Source organism: Mesobacillus selenatarsenatis SF-1 (genome assembly GCF_000813125.1).
Taxonomy (GTDB): Bacteria; Bacillota; Bacilli; order Bacillales; family Cytobacillaceae; genus Mesobacillus; species Mesobacillus selenatarsenatis.
The window spans coordinates 15,482-30,911 of record NZ_BASE01000102.1; the positions used below are offsets into that span (position 1 = coordinate 15,482).

General features: G+C 44.0%; 14 protein-coding genes. 10 read left to right on the forward strand and 4 right to left on the reverse strand.

Annotated elements, in window-relative coordinates; genetic code table 11:
• Positions 1-97 precede the first annotated feature (97 nt).
• From TY49_RS19620 to TY49_RS24805, 3 genes are all read right to left on the reverse strand, one after another.
• Complete coding sequence (locus tag TY49_RS19620) at positions 98-4,567, reverse strand: glutamate synthase-related protein (protein WP_041967602.1); 4,470 nt, start codon at positions 4,565-4,567, stop codon at positions 98-100.
• Between the two features lie 341 nt (positions 4,568-4,908).
• On the reverse strand, positions 4,909-6,204 hold the full coding sequence (locus TY49_RS19625) for a glutamate-1-semialdehyde 2,1-aminomutase (RefSeq protein WP_041967603.1): 1,296 nt from the start codon (positions 6,202-6,204) through the stop codon (positions 4,909-4,911).
• 65 nt (positions 6,205-6,269) lie between these two features.
• Positions 6,270-6,443: a hypothetical protein gene (locus TY49_RS24805; protein ID WP_156972737.1), complete on the reverse strand. Its 174-nt coding sequence runs from the start codon at positions 6,441-6,443 to the stop codon at positions 6,270-6,272.
• A 121-nt stretch (positions 6,444-6,564) separates the two neighbouring features.
• Here TY49_RS24805 and TY49_RS19630 point away from each other — a divergent pair, with 121 nt between their 5' ends.
• From TY49_RS19630 to perR, 9 genes are all read left to right on the forward strand, one after another.
• Positions 6,565-7,578 carry an ABC transporter ATP-binding protein gene (locus TY49_RS19630; RefSeq protein ID WP_041967604.1) on the forward strand — a complete coding sequence of 338 codons (1,014 nt, stop codon included), beginning with the start codon at positions 6,565-6,567 and terminating at the stop codon, positions 7,576-7,578.
• Positions 7,571-8,362, forward strand: a complete 792-nt coding sequence (locus tag TY49_RS19635; protein ID WP_041967605.1) for an ABC transporter permease — start codon at positions 7,571-7,573, stop codon at positions 8,360-8,362. Before TY49_RS19630 ends, TY49_RS19635 begins: the two co-directional genes overlap by 8 nt.
• A gap of 3 nt (positions 8,363-8,365) precedes the next feature.
• On the forward strand, positions 8,366-9,151 hold the full coding sequence (locus TY49_RS19640; protein ID WP_041967606.1) for an ABC transporter permease: 786 nt from the start codon (positions 8,366-8,368) through the stop codon (positions 9,149-9,151).
• Positions 9,152-9,541: 390 nt separating this feature from the next.
• The gene (locus TY49_RS19645; protein ID WP_041967616.1) at positions 9,542-9,949 is read left to right on the forward strand and encodes a potassium channel family protein; all 408 of its coding nucleotides are present in this window, start codon (positions 9,542-9,544) and stop codon (positions 9,947-9,949) included.
• Between the two features lie 76 nt (positions 9,950-10,025).
• Positions 10,026-10,493, forward strand: a complete 468-nt coding sequence (bcp, locus tag TY49_RS19650; RefSeq protein WP_041967607.1) for a thioredoxin-dependent thiol peroxidase — start codon at positions 10,026-10,028, stop codon at positions 10,491-10,493.
• 129 nt (positions 10,494-10,622) lie between these two features.
• The gene (locus tag TY49_RS19655; protein WP_041967608.1) at positions 10,623-11,489 is read left to right on the forward strand and encodes a TetR/AcrR family transcriptional regulator; all 867 of its coding nucleotides are present in this window, start codon (positions 10,623-10,625) and stop codon (positions 11,487-11,489) included.
• Positions 11,490-11,700: 211 nt separating this feature from the next.
• Positions 11,701-12,645 carry a D-2-hydroxyacid dehydrogenase gene (locus tag TY49_RS19660; RefSeq protein ID WP_041967609.1) on the forward strand — a complete coding sequence of 315 codons (945 nt, stop codon included), beginning with the start codon at positions 11,701-11,703 and terminating at the stop codon, positions 12,643-12,645.
• A 3-nt stretch (positions 12,646-12,648) separates the two neighbouring features.
• A complete protein-coding gene (locus TY49_RS19665; protein ID WP_041967610.1) occupies positions 12,649-13,200 on the forward strand; it encodes a cob(I)yrinic acid a,c-diamide adenosyltransferase in 552 nt (183 codons plus the stop codon).
• Between the two features lie 121 nt (positions 13,201-13,321).
• Positions 13,322-13,765, forward strand: coding sequence for a peroxide-responsive transcriptional repressor PerR (gene perR / locus TY49_RS19670; RefSeq protein WP_041967611.1), 444 nt, complete (start codon positions 13,322-13,324; stop codon positions 13,763-13,765).
• A gap of 71 nt (positions 13,766-13,836) precedes the next feature.
• Here the strand turns inward: perR and TY49_RS19675 are convergent, their stop codons facing one another.
• A complete protein-coding gene (locus TY49_RS19675) occupies positions 13,837-14,187 on the reverse strand; it encodes a YgzB family protein (protein ID WP_041967612.1) in 351 nt (116 codons plus the stop codon).
• Positions 14,188-14,345: 158 nt separating this feature from the next.
• Between TY49_RS19675 and TY49_RS19680 the strand changes: the two genes are divergently transcribed.
• Entirely contained in the window at positions 14,346-15,221 is an 876-nt protein-coding gene (locus TY49_RS19680) for a nucleotidyltransferase-like protein (protein ID WP_041967613.1), read from the forward strand.
• Positions 15,222-15,430: the final 209 nt, after the last annotated feature.

Here is a 15,430-nt window from a genome sequence, read left to right on the forward strand (position 1 = left end):
AATAAAATTCCACTGGAGGTTACTTATTAAGAAACATACTAAATTCTCAAAAAGAAAAATTAAATGGCCCCGTTTCAGCGGGGCCACTAACTTCAAATCATTCAGTTGATACTGCTGGGTCTGCCTGCTCTTTAACAGGAACAATCTGGACGAAGTGATCCTCAGGATGTTCTAGTAGAAGGGCGAGGTCAGCCGCTTCGCTTTCCTGGCCATGGTTTTTAACCATTTGAATGTAGTTTGCCAGTAATTCTTTTACATCTTCAATGCCTTTTGCTGATAGCGTCTCAGTAGATACTTTGGCTCCTTTTGCAATTCGGCGGGCGATGGCTTCTTTTGTCAGTCCCATCTCTGGCTGGTGCCTTAGGTAAACGACACCGCCTGTCATACCTGCGCAAATCCAAGGTCCTGGATCGCCAAGAACAAGTCCGCGTCCATTCGTCATGTATTCAAAAGCGAAGCCTTTGATATTGGCGTTTGTTCCAATATTACCGAATTCTTTTTCCGGAATCGGCTTCTTCACCAGGCCTCCGATGATCATATCGGCTCCTGATAAACGGATTCCCGCACGAGCATCTGCATTTCCTTGTGCTACGAGCAAACCTTTCTGTGCTCCGTAGCCGAAACCTTTACCTACAGAACCGTTGTAGAAACCACCGTCCTTGCCAGGTGATTTTGCGATTAAAATTGCGCCGCCGAATGAAGTCTTGCCGACTCCGTCCTGGCTGCCTCCATCAATTTCAATGGTGATGCCGTCCGTGTTGTAAGCGCCAAGTCCATTACCTAGGATGGAACCTTTGTAACGGAGTGAGACTGGCTGCAGCTTTCTGTATGAACCATCAAGACGTCCGCGAACCCTGTGGCATGAAACCCTGCTTGCAAGCACTCGCTGCTCAGCAGTGACGGCCTGGAATTCACGTGACTGATGAAGCTCCTCATCGACAGCATCAAGATATTCAGCGCCTGCAGCAACCTGAAGCTGTGCAGAAGCAAGGGAAGCGGCAGCTTCTTTTTGATGCGTGATTTGGCCAATTTCAAGCGGCTTCAATAAATATGTTAAATCAAGCTGATCGTTTCCTTTAATTTGTTCAAGCAGGTCCGAGCGTCCGACTGCTTCCTGCAGGTTCTTGATGCCAGCAGAAGCGGCAAGAGATTTAAGTTCGTTGCCAAATGCAGTGAACAAGTTCATTATACCTTGTACGGCAAGGTCGAACTGGCGCGGTACGAAACGGCGCAGTCCATGTTCCTTTGCCTGTGCTTCTGAATCGATTTGTGTCGCGATTCCAACATGGCATGTATCAAGATGACAGCCACGGCAAGTTGTACATCCGATCGCAAGCATCGATAATGTACCAAATCCAACACGGTTTGCTCCAAGAAGCATATATTTGATAACATCCATGGCACTCTTTACGCCACCGTCTGCCCAAAGCTCAACATTGTCACGCAATCCTGCTTCAAGCAGGGCATTGTGTGCGGCTTTGATGCCGATTTCAGCCGGGAGGCCTACATACTGAAGTGCATGAATACGGGCAGCACCAGTACCGCCGTCGAAACCGCTCAATGTGATGATGTCCGCGCCTGCTTTTGCGATACCTACAGCAATCGTACCGATATTTGGAACGACAGGGACCTTTACGGCAACGCGGGCCTGGTCATTGGCTGTTTTTAGCTCATGAATCATTTGCGCAAGGTCCTCGATTGAATAGATGTCATGGTTGTTTGATGGTGAAATCAAATCCGATCCAATCGTCGCATTCCTTGCCTCCGCGATTTTAGCCGTAACCTTCGAACCAGGAAGGTGTCCGCCCTCACCAGGCTTCGCGCCCTGGCCAATTTTGATTTCCAGAAGGTTGGATGAGTTCAGCAATTCAGCATTCACGCCGAAACGTCCTGAAGCAACCTGCTGGCCGCGAGTGCGCGGGTACTTGCCAAGCATATCCTTGATTTCGCCGCCCTCACCGTTCATGCTGACCATGTTCAGGCGATCAGCACCTTCTGCATAAGCACGGAACGCAATTTCGTTTTGTGAACCGAAGGACATTGATGCGATGACGAATGGCAGGCTGTGGTCGCCAACACCAATTTCAACTTCCTCCGGTGAAACTCCTGTCTCAGCCTTCTTCAATCCGGTCAAATGACGAATGGTAGTCGGGTTGCTGTCTTCCTGTTCGGAAATTTTCTCGCGGTAAACGCCGTAATCTCCTGTAGAAGCAACCTCGCCAATCGCCTTCCAAATACGAGGGAAGAGGTGGAACGTTTTGCCGATCCGTTCTTTTTCATTCTGGAAATCTTCTGCTCTCTTAAGTGCATCTTCTTTCATGGCTTGGAAGTTGTATGCAAGTTCATTGGAACCGAAGAAGTTCACGATTACCAAATAATCTGCTAGTTCATCGTTTAGGCCTATGCTTGAGAATAAACGTCCGTATCCTCGCAATTCATGGATACCAATAGTAGAAATGACTTTTTCAAGTCCTTTAGTTAAGGCGCTGTATAGATTAACGAGCGGCTTGACGGACTCATCCAACACTGTCATGAACATATAGTAAGGGCTGACTGCGTCTGCACCCAGACCAAGCGCAACAATGATGTCATGCAACGATCTTAATGATGCGGAACGCAGCAAGAGAGAGCAGTCGCGGCGCAAACCTTCTTTTACAAGTGCCTGGTCGATCGCCGAAACGACAAGGTGCGGGTCGAGCCAAAGTGCATTTTCCTGGTGGGCCATTGCGTCATCAAGGACAAGCAAGGTTTTGCCATCCTTAACAGCAACAATTGCTTCACCAGCAAGCCTTACAAGTGCTTCCTTAACAGTTTCATCATTGTGGAAAACAGTTTCCAGGTATGCTGCAAGTTTATCATCCTGGTAGCACTGGATGACCTGGTCCATGCTTGGCTGCCCAGTTTCTAATGAAACCTCGTAGCCCGCTTTTCCTTCTAAAAGAAGAGGAGTGATCAATTCTACGACTTTACCTGTCTCGGATTTGCCGAAAAGGGCAGGGCGCTTGCCGAGTACCGTCCGTGTTGAGAAATGTTCAGCTTCACGATCGCGGTCTATTGCGGGATTCGTTACGACAGCAACACTTTCTTTTATAAAATCTGCGATATTCTTGCGTTCCGGATTCATCGCGGCAAGTGGAGCGTCGTGTCCAAGCGAGCGGATTGGTTCCGCGCCTTTTTCAGCCATCTGTTCGACGAGCTGGACGTGGTCACGCTCCCAGCCAAATGCTTTATATTGCCCGTTATGGATTTTATCCGGATATGTCATTGTAACCGTTTTGCCAAGCTGTGGACCGCCTAGGCGATGGCGGGCTTCCTGGAAAGCAAGACGCTCTGAAAAACGCTTGAAAACTTCACCCTGGAATTGCTCCATCTCAAACACTTCGATTGTGTCACCGTTCCACTTCAGGCCAACCTTCTCGCCTGGTGCAAGAGGTTTCGGATCACCTGTGTATTCGGTTGACGGAATAATTCCCGGCTCGGATGAAAACAGGTAAGAACTTTCTGTCTCTACCATCCATAGCGGGCGCAGGCCAAGTGCGTCTACACTAAATACTGCTTCATCAGCAAAGCGTGAAATGATGCCAGCAGGGCCCTGGGCAAAATGGCCCCATGCTTCGCGTATATAAGTATATAAATCTTGCAAATGCTCCGGATATGATTTGATTTCATTGATGATCGGCGGGAACATCATGTCCATCGCCTCAAACAATGAATATCCGTCACGACAAATAAACGTTTCAAGTGTACGGCTAAGATCCTGTGAGTCACTGCCGTCTTTTACGAGCGGAACATTGACCATGCGCGCTTCATCGCGAAGTCTTGCAATCGTATTGATTTCACCGTTATGGCCTAGGACGCTGAACGGCTGGACACGGAAAAAGCTTGATAGAGTATTAGTTGAATAGCGGTTGTGTCCAAGTGTCATTGTGGATGCAACGAGCGGGCTGGCCAGGTCATGATAGTATTTAGGAAGAATGTCTCCTGCACCCATTACCTTATAAACTGCATGGTATTGGCTAAGGGAGGCGACATGAACCTGATCGTTTTTCTCGAAGTCTACAATCATATTAAACAATTTGCTGGAAAGATCTGGACCTGCTTCGTTTGCAAGGCATGCGAACTGCCAGAATACAGGATTCTCCTGAATCGCAATCGGGCCGAGCGCTCCGGAGTCAGTGACATCGATCGATGAAAAAATTACCTTCATGCCCTGCTGTGCAAGCTTTGCCTCAAGCTCATCCTGAATCGCTTTTGCCTGCTCAGACCTTGTGATAAAAACATGTCCGACCACGAAGTTTTCTTTATCGATGGCATTAACATCAGCACCCGTTGCTGAAAGCTTTTCCTTCCAGAGAGCGCGTGGAATGTCAATGTGCACACCAACACCGTCACCCTCGCCATTGATAAAACCAGCGCGATGGTTCATCGTGACCAGGCCGTTGATGCAGTGGAAAATATTCTCGCGTGTAGGGATTTTCTTCTTTTCAATGCTGGCAACGATTCCGCAGGCATCGTGCTCAAATCTTGAAAAGTCTTTGAATTGGGAAGGGCTCCATTGTGTTGTCATAAAAATCGGCTTATAAAGGATTCTTTTAAGCCGTTTCACCTCCTGAAAAAATAATCTATGATCTGTTGTTTGATAGCTTGGTACATGAGGGTGTAACTCTAAGACGGGAATTTAAAGCAGGGATCTTAAGCGGCCACTTGAATGGCGATTTTAAAATATTAATAGCAATCATATCATAAGAATTTTCAGAAATCAATTAATTATACATTAATTTGGATGGAGGAATATTACAGAAGTGAAGAGAGGAATAAAATACACCTTGTAATGTAAACGGTTTCATTTTGAGTGATAAAAATAACAGGCACCGAGCTGGTGCCTGTTTTGTATAAAAAGATGTATATTTATTCATTAGCCATTGAATAAAATGCCTGATCAACAGCATGAAGTGTTGCTTCAATATCCTCCTGGGAGTGGGCGATGGTCACGAACCAAGCTTCATATTTGGAAGGTGCGAGGTTGATTCCTTGCTCAAGCATCAGGTTGAAGAAGCGTGCGAACATTTCACCATCGGTGTTCTCGGCCTGCTCATAATTCTCGATTTTTTCAGTTGTAAAATAGATGGTTAGTGCACCTTTCAGGCGATTAATTGTGATCGGAATGTCATGCTTACTTGCTGAAGCGGTGATTCCTTCCTCAAGCATCGCGCCGAGCTGGTCGAGATATTCATAGACACCATCCTGTTTAAGGACCTCAAGGCAAGCGATTCCTGAAAGAATGGAAGCCGGGTTTCCAGCCATCGTTCCAGCCTGATAAGCTGGTCCAAGTGGTGCAACCTTTTCCATGACTTCGGCACGTCCGCCGTAAGCACCGATCGGCAGGCCGCCGCCAATGATTTTGCCCATAGCCGTCAAATCTGGAGTAACACCCAGCATGTCTTGTGCTCCCCCATACATAAAACGGAAAGCAGTAATAACTTCATCGAAAATGATCAGCGAGCCAGCCTGATGGGAAAGCTCCTTTACTTCCTCTAAAAAGCCTGGTTTAGGCTCGACGATTCCGAAGTTGCCGACAATCGGCTCCACAAGGACCGCTGCGATCTGGTCGCCCCATTTTTCAAGAGCTTCCTTGAATGGTCCGATATCATTGAATGGAACCGTGATGACTTCCTGGGCGATGCTTTTTGGGACACCCGCCGAGTCTGGAGTTCCAAGAGTAGATGGTCCAGAGCCTGCCGCAACTAGTACCAGATCAGAATGGCCATGATAACAGCCTGCGAATTTGATGATTTTATCCCGGCCTGTGTAGGCACGCGCCACACGAATCGTCGTCATCACTGCCTCTGTCCCGGAGTTGACAAAGCGCACTTTATCAAGTGCCGGCATTGCTTCCTTCAGCATTTTGGCGAATTTGACTTCATGTGGAGTCGGTGTTCCGTAAAGGACTCCTGTCTCAGCGGCCCTTTTGATTGCTTCTGTTATATGGGGGTGAGCATGGCCAGTAATGATCGGGCCATATGCTGCTAAATAATCGATATATTGATTGCCGTCCACATCCCAGAAGTATGCGCCCTGGGCACGCTCCATCACGATAGGGGCTCCGCCGCCGACCGCCTTGTACGAACGGGATGGACTATTGACACCGCCTACGATATGTTCAAGAGCTTCGCTATGTATTCGCTCGGAATTCGTTCTTTGCATCGTAAAACCTCCTATATGTAACTGCTTTTCTATTTTATCATTATTTCTGTTTTTTACAGATTGTTTCACTTTTCGTTCATTTTCAGCGAAAAAGGCTCGAAATACCCTGAACTACTTTTAGAGCTTAGCGGGCCAGAAAAGGCCTTTTTGTATTTTGTGTATGGAGTGATGACGCTCCTGGTCATCATCCTGTTCATATCTGAGGGACGGTGGCTTTGGACCAGGAATTCCTTGTGCATTCAACATTCCTCCATTATGGGGTTAAACTACCATATGACAGACAGGGGAAATGAGGCATAGCATTTGTTTTAGCCGTGAGGATTGGCTAAACTGTTTGAGTGACCAAAGGAGGAAATCAACATGAATGCCATTGAAGTGAACGGACTGCGGAAGGAATTCAAGGCTTATTCGAGCCGTTCCGGATTATCGGGAGCCTTTCGCGATCTTTTTACACGAAATTATAAAATAGTACCGGCAGTGAACGATATCAATTTTACCGTCAAACAGGGAGAGATGGTCGGCTACATCGGTGAAAATGGAGCCGGGAAATCGACGACGATCAAAATGCTGACCGGGATTCTGACACCGACTTCAGGGAGTGTCATTGTAAATGGAATGAATCCTCATAGAGAAAGGGAAAGGTTTGTCCAGACGATTGGTGTCGTATTCGGACAGCGTTCCCAGCTCTGGTGGGACATTGCCGTCCAGGAATCTTTCCGCCTGCTGAAAAAAGTATATAAAGTTTCAGATGCGGATTATAACGAGCATATGGATCATGTTATTAAAACACTTGATCTTGAGCCTTTGCTTGATAAGCCTGTAAGGAAGCTTTCGCTTGGACAGAGGATGCGCTGCGAGCTTGCGGCCGCCTTGATCCATAACCCGCCGCTTCTTTTTCTTGATGAGCCGACGATTGGTTTGGATGTCCTTGTCAAATTGAAAATCAGAGAGTTTTTGAAGGAAATCAATGAAAAATACAACACGACAATACTGCTTACGACTCATGATCTAACTGATATTGAGGCATTATGTGAACGGGTCGTCATGCTTGATGAAGGAAATATCATTTATGATGGCGCGCTGAAAAGCCTGAAGGAAAGATGGGGAGAAGGAAAGGAAATCAGCTTTGAATTCCTTGAAAAAGCTGAGCTCAATCATCTCGAGACTTTAACTGGTGATCTTGATATCAAATGGGAACTGGATGAAAGAAAACAGATTTTTACCGCGGTGACAGGTGATGATGAGGAAATAGTGTCGCAGGTAATCGCCCGTACAGTTGCTGCCTATAAGGTCAGGGACGTAAAAATCAATGAGCCATCCACTGAAGAAATCATTCGCAATATCTACGATAAAGGGATGTTGCAGCATGGATAAATATATCGAAATGATCCGCATCCGATTTTTGATGATGCTGGCATACAGGACCAATTACTACACCGGAATCTTGATCTACAGCATCAATATCGGAGCTTATTACTTTCTTTGGAATGCGATTTACGGCGGGAAAAGTGAAATCGAAGGCTTGAGTGCCATCCAAATGACGACCTATGTGGCAGTTGCCTGGATGGCAAGGGCGTTTTATTTTAACAATATCGACCGGGAAATGGCGACGGAAATCAAGGAAGGCAAGGTAGCTGTTGAATTGATCAGGCCTTACAACTATCTAGGGATGAAAACTATGCAGGGTCTGGGCGAAGGTATTTTCAGGCTGTTCTTCTTCTCGATGCCTGGCATGGTCATTGTCGCCTTGATCTTCCCTATTGAGTTTTCAGCGGATGCCGCGACATGGGGATTGTTCGCGATTTCGATTGTGCTGAGCTTTTTAATCAACACACAATTGAACCTGCTGACAGGAATCACCACTTTCTTTCTATATAATAATACAGGCCTCATCCGGGCCAAGCGCGTCCTGATTGACCTTTTTTCTGGCTTGCTGTTGCCGATCAGCTTTTTTCCGGGTTGGGCCCAAGAAATCATGGGATTCCTTCCTTTCCAGGGGATCAGCTATATTCCGAGCATGATTTTTACGAATGGCTTTACTGGGAGCGAGGCGGTCGAAGGGCTTATAATTCAGGCAGCATGGGTTTTGATATTGGTGATTCCTGTTCAGGTTCTTTGGGTCATTGCTAAAAAACAGTTGATTATACAGGGAGGGTGACGAATGTTTTACATCAGCATGTTTTTTCAATATGTCGCCCAGTATATGAAAACAAGGCTTGAATACCGGGCAGATTTGATTGTTGAGATCTTTTCAGATTTATTGTTTCAGGCCGTCAACCTGATCTTTATCCTTGTGGTATTTGATCATACAGAATTCCTTAACGGCTGGAGCCGTGATGAAATTATCTTTATATATGGATTTTTCCTGGTGCCGTACGCGCTCTTTTCGTCCTTTTTCAATATCTGGGATTTCAACGAACGGTACATTGTAAAAGGAGAGCTGGACAGAATCCTGACAAGACCGATTCACAGCCTGTTCCAGATTATCCTTGAGCGGATGGAACTGGAATCATTGTTTGGGGCAGTGACCGGGCTGGCCGTTATGTTTTACGCCGGAAGCCGCCTCGGTCTTGAGGTAAGCTGGTCAGACCCACTGTTGTTCGTTGTGTTCGTTCTTGGTGGTGTCCTTGTATACGCCGGGATATTCGTGATGATTGCCTGCATCAGCTTCTGGGCAGATGCGCGGACCTCGATCATGCCGATGATGTACAATATCGGCAACTATGGACGCTATCCTGTGGACATTTATAACAATGTCATCCGATTTGTCTTGACCTGGATCTTGCCATTCGCTTTCGTCGGAGTCTACCCGGCAGCCTACTTCCTCGGCCGCGATGAGTGGTACGGTTACTCGTTTCTGACTCCAGTGATCGGGCTTGTGTTCTTCAGCCTGTCTGTTTTCATCTGGAATGAAGGAGTGAAAAGATACCGGGGAGCCGGGAACTAAATATATAACCAGTAAGACCGCAGCCATAAACGTGCTGCGGTCTTTTTGTGTCGGTTCAGGTTCAGACAGGTTCAGACGTGGCAGGAGAAAAGCTGTCAGAAGTAGGAGCAAGTTCGGACAGGTTTGGGCGTGAGAGGAGAAAATCTGTCCGAAGAAGGGGGAACTTCGAACAGGTTCAGGCGTGGAAGGATAAAAGTTGTCAGAAGTAGGATCAAGTTCGGACAGCTTCAGCGTTAAAAAGAGAGAAGTAGTCCAAAGCAGGAGTGTGCTGATACTGCTTTCAGCAATATATTGTTGATTACATCAAACGAATCGGACTTGCTTGCATACTCCTATTTTCACGAGCGTATAGTTGAAGTGAGAAGAGATGCGGGAAATGAGGCTGGGGATATGCAGTTTTATATATCAATCGTTTTAATTATTGTGGCGATTTTATTTAGTTTGCGGACATTGTTCATTCCACACAAAATAAAAGGCAAACAGGTTTCATTCGAGAATTTTGTTACACTTGCGCTGATTTATGCAACAGTTATGGCTGGTTTTGGACTTCTGTATTATCTCCTCGACTTGAAAGGGATATGGGTACTTTCTGATATAAGCATGCGCCCGAGCAACTCCTCCTATGAAAGAATGTCCACAAGCATGTATTTTAGTGCAATTACACTTTTTTCGGTTGGATATGGTGATATCGCACCGGTTGGTGTGGGGAGAGCGATCGCTGTTTTGGAAGCACTCATTGGCTACACGATTCCAGCCGCCTTTGTGACGAGGGCCATGTTTGACCAAAAACGATCATGATGCATTCCTTTGATTTGTATTCCAGCCCAAAATTAGATAGGCTAAAGATAATAGATCTGTTTTGGAGGGGTACATAATGACATTAGTAATTGGAGAAAAAGCACCGGAATTTGAACTGCCAGCCAGCAATGGTAAAACAGTCAAACTTTCTGATTTTGCAGGGAAGAATGTAGTGCTTTATTTTTACCCGAAGGATATGACTCCTGGGTGCACAACGGAAGCGTGTGATTTCAGGGATCATCATGAGAGTTTCGAAGGAGTGAATGCTGTCGTTCTTGGCGTCAGCCCGGACCCGCTCAATCGCCATGAAAAATTCATCGAAAAGCACGGTTTGCCATTCCTGCTTTTGGCTGATGAAGATCATAAAACTGCCGAGGATTACGAAGTTTGGAAGCTTAAAAAGAACTTTGGCAAGGAATACATGGGAATTGAACGTTCAACCTTCATCATTGATAAGAATGGCAATCTTGTTAAGGAATGGCGAAAAGTAAAAGTGAAAGGTCATGTTGAAGAGGCCCTCGAATATATAAAAGAAAATCTTTAATTGGAGGACAGCCAAGAGAGGCTGTCTTTTTGCTGAATTGGAGATAGTTATAAGCTATAATAGGGTATGATGATAAAGCTATGACCAGTCAGTCATTCGTATATTTTAGAAAGTTGGGGAGGCTTAAGGGTGAAGGAAAAGGAAAAAGCAATTATTGAAGCAGCGATTAAGCTCTATGCGACCAAAGGGTTTGCTTCCACCTCAATCCAGGAAATTGTTTCAGAAAGCGGAATCTCCAAGGGGGCATTCTATTTATACTTTAAATCCAAGGATGCTTTGTTGATAGCAATCCTTGAATATTACTTTGATTATATTGAAAAGAAGCTGGAAGTGTATGAACAGGATCAACTGTCTTCTAGAGAAAAGTTCGCATTGCAGCTTACAGCGTTATTCAATACGATGCTTGAACATAAAGAATTCATCATCATGCAATCAAGGGAACAGGCAATTCCTTTGAATGAAGAGGTAAAGGAATTGATGATCCGCAAGTATTACGAAGCACAAGTTTTTTATCAAAACAGTCTGCGCGCTATATACGGAGAGAAAGCTGAACCGCATCTTTGGGACTTAGCTCTCATGCTTGAAGGATTTTTTAATTCATATATGAAGCTGCTGTTATTCAGTCCAGACGGCTTCAAGATTAATGAATTAGTGGAATATATGCTGAGAAGAGTCGACTCACTAGTGGATGGCCTAGAGGGTGAGAATCCTGTAGCCTCTGAAGAAAAAGTTAAAGAACTTATTAATAAAACAAAGGCGTACTTCCTTGCGGATGGCCAGGATATTAAAACGATTCTCAAGAAAATGAAACATGCAATTTCTAATCTTGAAAATAACGAGGATTTGAATGTTTCGCTGGAAGTGCTTGAAAGTGAAGTGGAAAGGGAATCGCCGCGGATTCCAGTGATCCAGGGGATGTTATCAAACTTCAAGGATCAGCAATCGCTTGATGTCTACCGAGAGGCCATTGCAGAGTTCTATGGTCTGAAAGGATAAAATTAGCCGCCTATTTTTTTCAATACAGGCTTCTGTCCATTCATTTTAGCTCTAACTGAATATCATTGTATTAGGGCATACCTCCTCAAACGATTTAGCGGGCTACAATAGCCCGCCTTTTTTTATGATTTTTATAGGCTTGTAAGTTGTTTAATAAAGTGAAAATTAATACAATTATTAATATGACAATAGAACGAAAGGTTTGGTCTGAATGAAAATATACTCCTCAATTCTGCCTGCAGAGGCTTTGCAGGAAGATGTGAAGAAGGAATTTCCCCAAGTCAGCTTTGAATTCCATAAAGGAATCAATGAAGAATTATTTTTGAATGCAGAAATTTTCCTTACATACGGCGAAGATTTAACTGAAGAACTAATTTATAAGGCTGATAAATTAAAATGGATCATGGTCATGTCTGCCGGACTGGACAGAATGCCATTCGAGGCTTGCAAGAAGCGGGGGATTCTTGTGACCAATGTCAGGGGTATCCATAAAATTCCGATGGCTGAATTTACAATTGGCATGATGCTCCAGCATGTTAAACAAATGAGATCCCTGTGGACTAATGAGCAAGCCAAGGCATGGGAGCGTAAATTGCCGATGGGAGAATTATACGGCAAGACATTGCTCATTCTAGGTATAGGGGCAATTGGCGGAGAGGTGGCACGACTGGCAAAAGCCTTCAATATGAAGACAATTGGTGTGAATCGAAGTGGCCGTGAAGCTGAATGGGCTGACGAAATATATACGATGGATAACTATCGAGAGGTCATGCCGGAAGCGGATTTCATTGTCTCCGTAATGCCAAGCACGAACGAAACAAAGCATTTTCTCGATGCTAGCGATTTTGAAATAATGAAGGATACTGCGGTTCTTATTAATATTGGTCGTGGGGATTTAGTTAAAGATGAGGTTTTAATAGTTGCACTTCAGGAAAAGAAGATAGCACATGCTTATTTGGATGTATTTTACGAGGAACCACTGAAAGAAAGCCACCCATTCTGGATGATGGAGAATGTAACGGTAACGCCCCATATTTCAAGCCTTACGAAGAACTATCTGCCAAGATCTTTAGAAATTTTTAAACATAATCTGCATACATATATTAAAAAAGGTTCGGGTTATCTAAATGTAATAGACATGGACAGGGGGTACTAGGAGATGAAGATTTACACAAAGACAGGTGATAAAGGAACAACTTCGCTTATTTATGGAACAAGGGTAGCCAAGAATGATAAACGTGTAGAAGCTTACGGGACATGTGATGAAACGAATTCAATGATTGGGCTGGCTTTAAGCTATTTGAACGGAGAATATTTCAGCGGCAAAGAAGAAATGCAGGAAATCTTCCATAAAATCCAGACGGCATTGTTTCATGTCGGTGCAGAACTTGCTACACCTTCAGGGAAAAATGTGAAGTGGACTCTTGAGGAAAAAGACATTGAAGAGTTGGAAGCGAAGATTGACGCTTGGGATGCGGCACTTCCACAATTGACCAACTTTATTCTCCCTGGAGGCCATCAGGCCGGCGCGGCGCTGCATGTAGCAAGGACTGTTGCAAGAAGGGCAGAGCGCCAGGCAGTTGAACTGGGCGAAGAGGTTAACCCGCTTGTCCTTTCCTATTTGAATCGACTTTCTGACTTCCTGTTTGTCGCAGCGAGATATGTGAACATGCATCTGGGGTCAAAGGAACAGACCCTGCATCAAAATTAATACAAATACTGTAATTGTAAATGTTTGTGATGTGGCAATATTGACAAAAGTGGAATGAAATTAGTACACTATTTATAAATATTATAAAATAAGAATTATAATTTTAAGTAAAGTGAGGTGCATGGCGGTGGTACAGAGTCAGTTAAAAGAAGCCCTGGATACCTTGAAGGATACAGGAGTCCGTATTACTCCGCAACGTCATGCGATACTCGAATTTTTAATAAACTCAATGTCGCACCCAACAGCAGATGAAATATATAAAGCGCTTGAAGGGAAATTCCCTAATATGAGCGTCGCGACAGTTTATAACAATTTGAGAGTATTCCGTGAAGTTGGATTGGTAAAGGAATTGACATATGGAGATGCATCAAGTCGTTTTGACTTCGTGACTTCCCACCATTATCACGTTATTTGTGACAAATGCGGGAAGATCGTTGATTTCCATTACCCAGGCCTTGACGAAGTAGAACACTTGGCTTCCCATGTAACGGGTTTTAAGGTCGGTAACCACAGAATGGAGATTTACGGCACTTGTCCGGATTGCTCCGCGAAGGAAGTTCATTAAACCAACTGCTGATGGCAAAAGCTATCAGTTTCTTTTTTTGAAATTAAATAGAACTCGGCTTCAGCCGAGTTCTATTTTTGTTGTTTACGATTGTATTGTTCGTCAAACTCCTTGCCTTCCAGAGATTGGTCAAGAGTTAACGGTTCATTGCAATACATGCAAATATCCACCCGGCCGAGCATTTTGGTATGTTTGCCGCAATTAGGGCAGACTACCTGAACTGTTTTTGTCGATAACATTCCAATCCAAAAATAAACAACCGTGCTTGCTATAATGAAAAGCAATCCCAGGATCATGAAGATTGTCATGACCAATGGGGAACTGCGAAAGAAAATACCCGCATACATAACGATGAAGCCAATGAAAATCAGGCTCAGCGCAAAGGTGCGGACTTTATTTATTTTATTAGAATACTTAGCCATTAGAATTTTCCCTCCCTAAAATCTAACTATATCATATCATTTGCGGCAAGATAATCATAAAAAGTGAATACGAATGTCGAAAATTGTCTAGAAGAAATGCAGGAGATTTTATATAATTGTCGAACATATATGCTAACAAACAAATGGAGGAGTTTATTATGGAGGATATCCTTCGTTCAATTTATCAAGAACGCGCAAGCCATCCTAATACAGTAGGAGTAGTGGTGGTTGAGAAGAGGCAAAAAGCCATCGCTGCCACAGATACTTTTGATGTTATCCTGCTTATTATAGTAAAAGAAAATAATGACCCTGTCTTTGTCAAACATTACTCTTATGAAGATAAAAAAGCAGCGATGCATATTGTGACAGAAAAACAAATCAATGATTGGCTGTTAATAGGCAATAACAAAAAAATATTTGATTGGCTGTACAATGGGAAGATTGTTTTTGACAGGAATGAACGGATTGCCAATCTAAAACAGGAACTCAGAGAGTTTCCTTTCTTTGGACGGAAAATCAAAATGGGCATCGAGTTTGCCAAATTGATCAGAAGGTATTCTGATGGAAAAGTACTCTTTGACACCTTTAATTATTTGGATGCTTATAATCACGTTGTGCATTCGCTTCATCACTTGGCAAGGTTAGCGGTAATCGAAAATGGTTTCCATCCAGAGGTTACAGTGTGGCATCAAGTCAAACAGATCGAACCGGAGATATATAAGTTATATGAAGAATTGATTTGCAGTGAAGAGTCCATTGAAAAGCGGTTGGAGCTATTATTCCTGGCCAGTGAATTCTTGATCCATAAAAGAACCAAGGTTGGCAGCCAGCATTTGCTTGAGGTGATGGAGAGTAAAGAATACTGGTCATTCAATGAATTGATGACACATCCCGAGTTGGCTCCTTACTCTGTAGATCTCGGTATCCTTGTGGAGTATTTGATAGAAAAGAAAATCCTTGATGTAGTTAATGTTGAAACAAAAGGACAAGGTATTTTTCATAGATATTATAAATCCGCTGAAAAATTATCCTAAAAAAACAAAAAAAGTTATTGACCATTTAAAAATTACTTGGTATATTAATAACCGTCGCTGCGGAACACAGCAAAAACATTTTCGCGGCAGACGGTTGAAAACTTGAAATTTCTTTTCAGTCGATAACATTTCGTTTTAAAAAGTTGTTGACAGAAAAAACACCAGATGTTATATTAGTAAAGTCGCTTCTGGGCGACGCGCTAACTAAC

Bases quoted from the DNA above. Each gene is read 5' to 3' on its own strand.
- TY49_RS19620 (WP_041967602.1), bottom strand. From the start codon at position 4,567: ATGACAACACAATGGAGCCCTTCCCAATTCAAAGACTTTTCAAGATTT.
- TY49_RS19625 (WP_041967603.1), bottom strand. From the start codon at position 6,204: ATGCAAAGAACGAATTCCGAGCGAATACATAGCGAAGCTCTTGAACAT.
- TY49_RS24805 (WP_156972737.1), bottom strand. From the start codon at position 6,443: ATGCACAAGGAATTCCTGGTCCAAAGCCACCGTCCCTCAGATATGAAC.
- TY49_RS19630 (WP_041967604.1), top strand. From the start codon at position 6,565: ATGAATGCCATTGAAGTGAACGGACTGCGGAAGGAATTCAAGGCTTAT.
- TY49_RS19635 (WP_041967605.1), top strand. From the start codon at position 7,571: ATGGATAAATATATCGAAATGATCCGCATCCGATTTTTGATGATGCTG.
- TY49_RS19640 (WP_041967606.1), top strand. From the start codon at position 8,366: ATGTTTTACATCAGCATGTTTTTTCAATATGTCGCCCAGTATATGAAA.
- TY49_RS19645 (WP_041967616.1), top strand. From the start codon at position 9,542: ATGCAGTTTTATATATCAATCGTTTTAATTATTGTGGCGATTTTATTT.
- bcp (WP_041967607.1), top strand. From the start codon at position 10,026: ATGACATTAGTAATTGGAGAAAAAGCACCGGAATTTGAACTGCCAGCC.
- TY49_RS19660 (WP_041967609.1), top strand. From the start codon at position 11,701: ATGAAAATATACTCCTCAATTCTGCCTGCAGAGGCTTTGCAGGAAGAT.
- TY49_RS19665 (WP_041967610.1), top strand. From the start codon at position 12,649: ATGAAGATTTACACAAAGACAGGTGATAAAGGAACAACTTCGCTTATT.
- perR (WP_041967611.1), top strand. From the start codon at position 13,322: ATGGCGGTGGTACAGAGTCAGTTAAAAGAAGCCCTGGATACCTTGAAG.
- TY49_RS19675 (WP_041967612.1), bottom strand. From the start codon at position 14,187: ATGGCTAAGTATTCTAATAAAATAAATAAAGTCCGCACCTTTGCGCTG.
- TY49_RS19680 (WP_041967613.1), top strand. From the start codon at position 14,346: ATGGAGGATATCCTTCGTTCAATTTATCAAGAACGCGCAAGCCATCCT.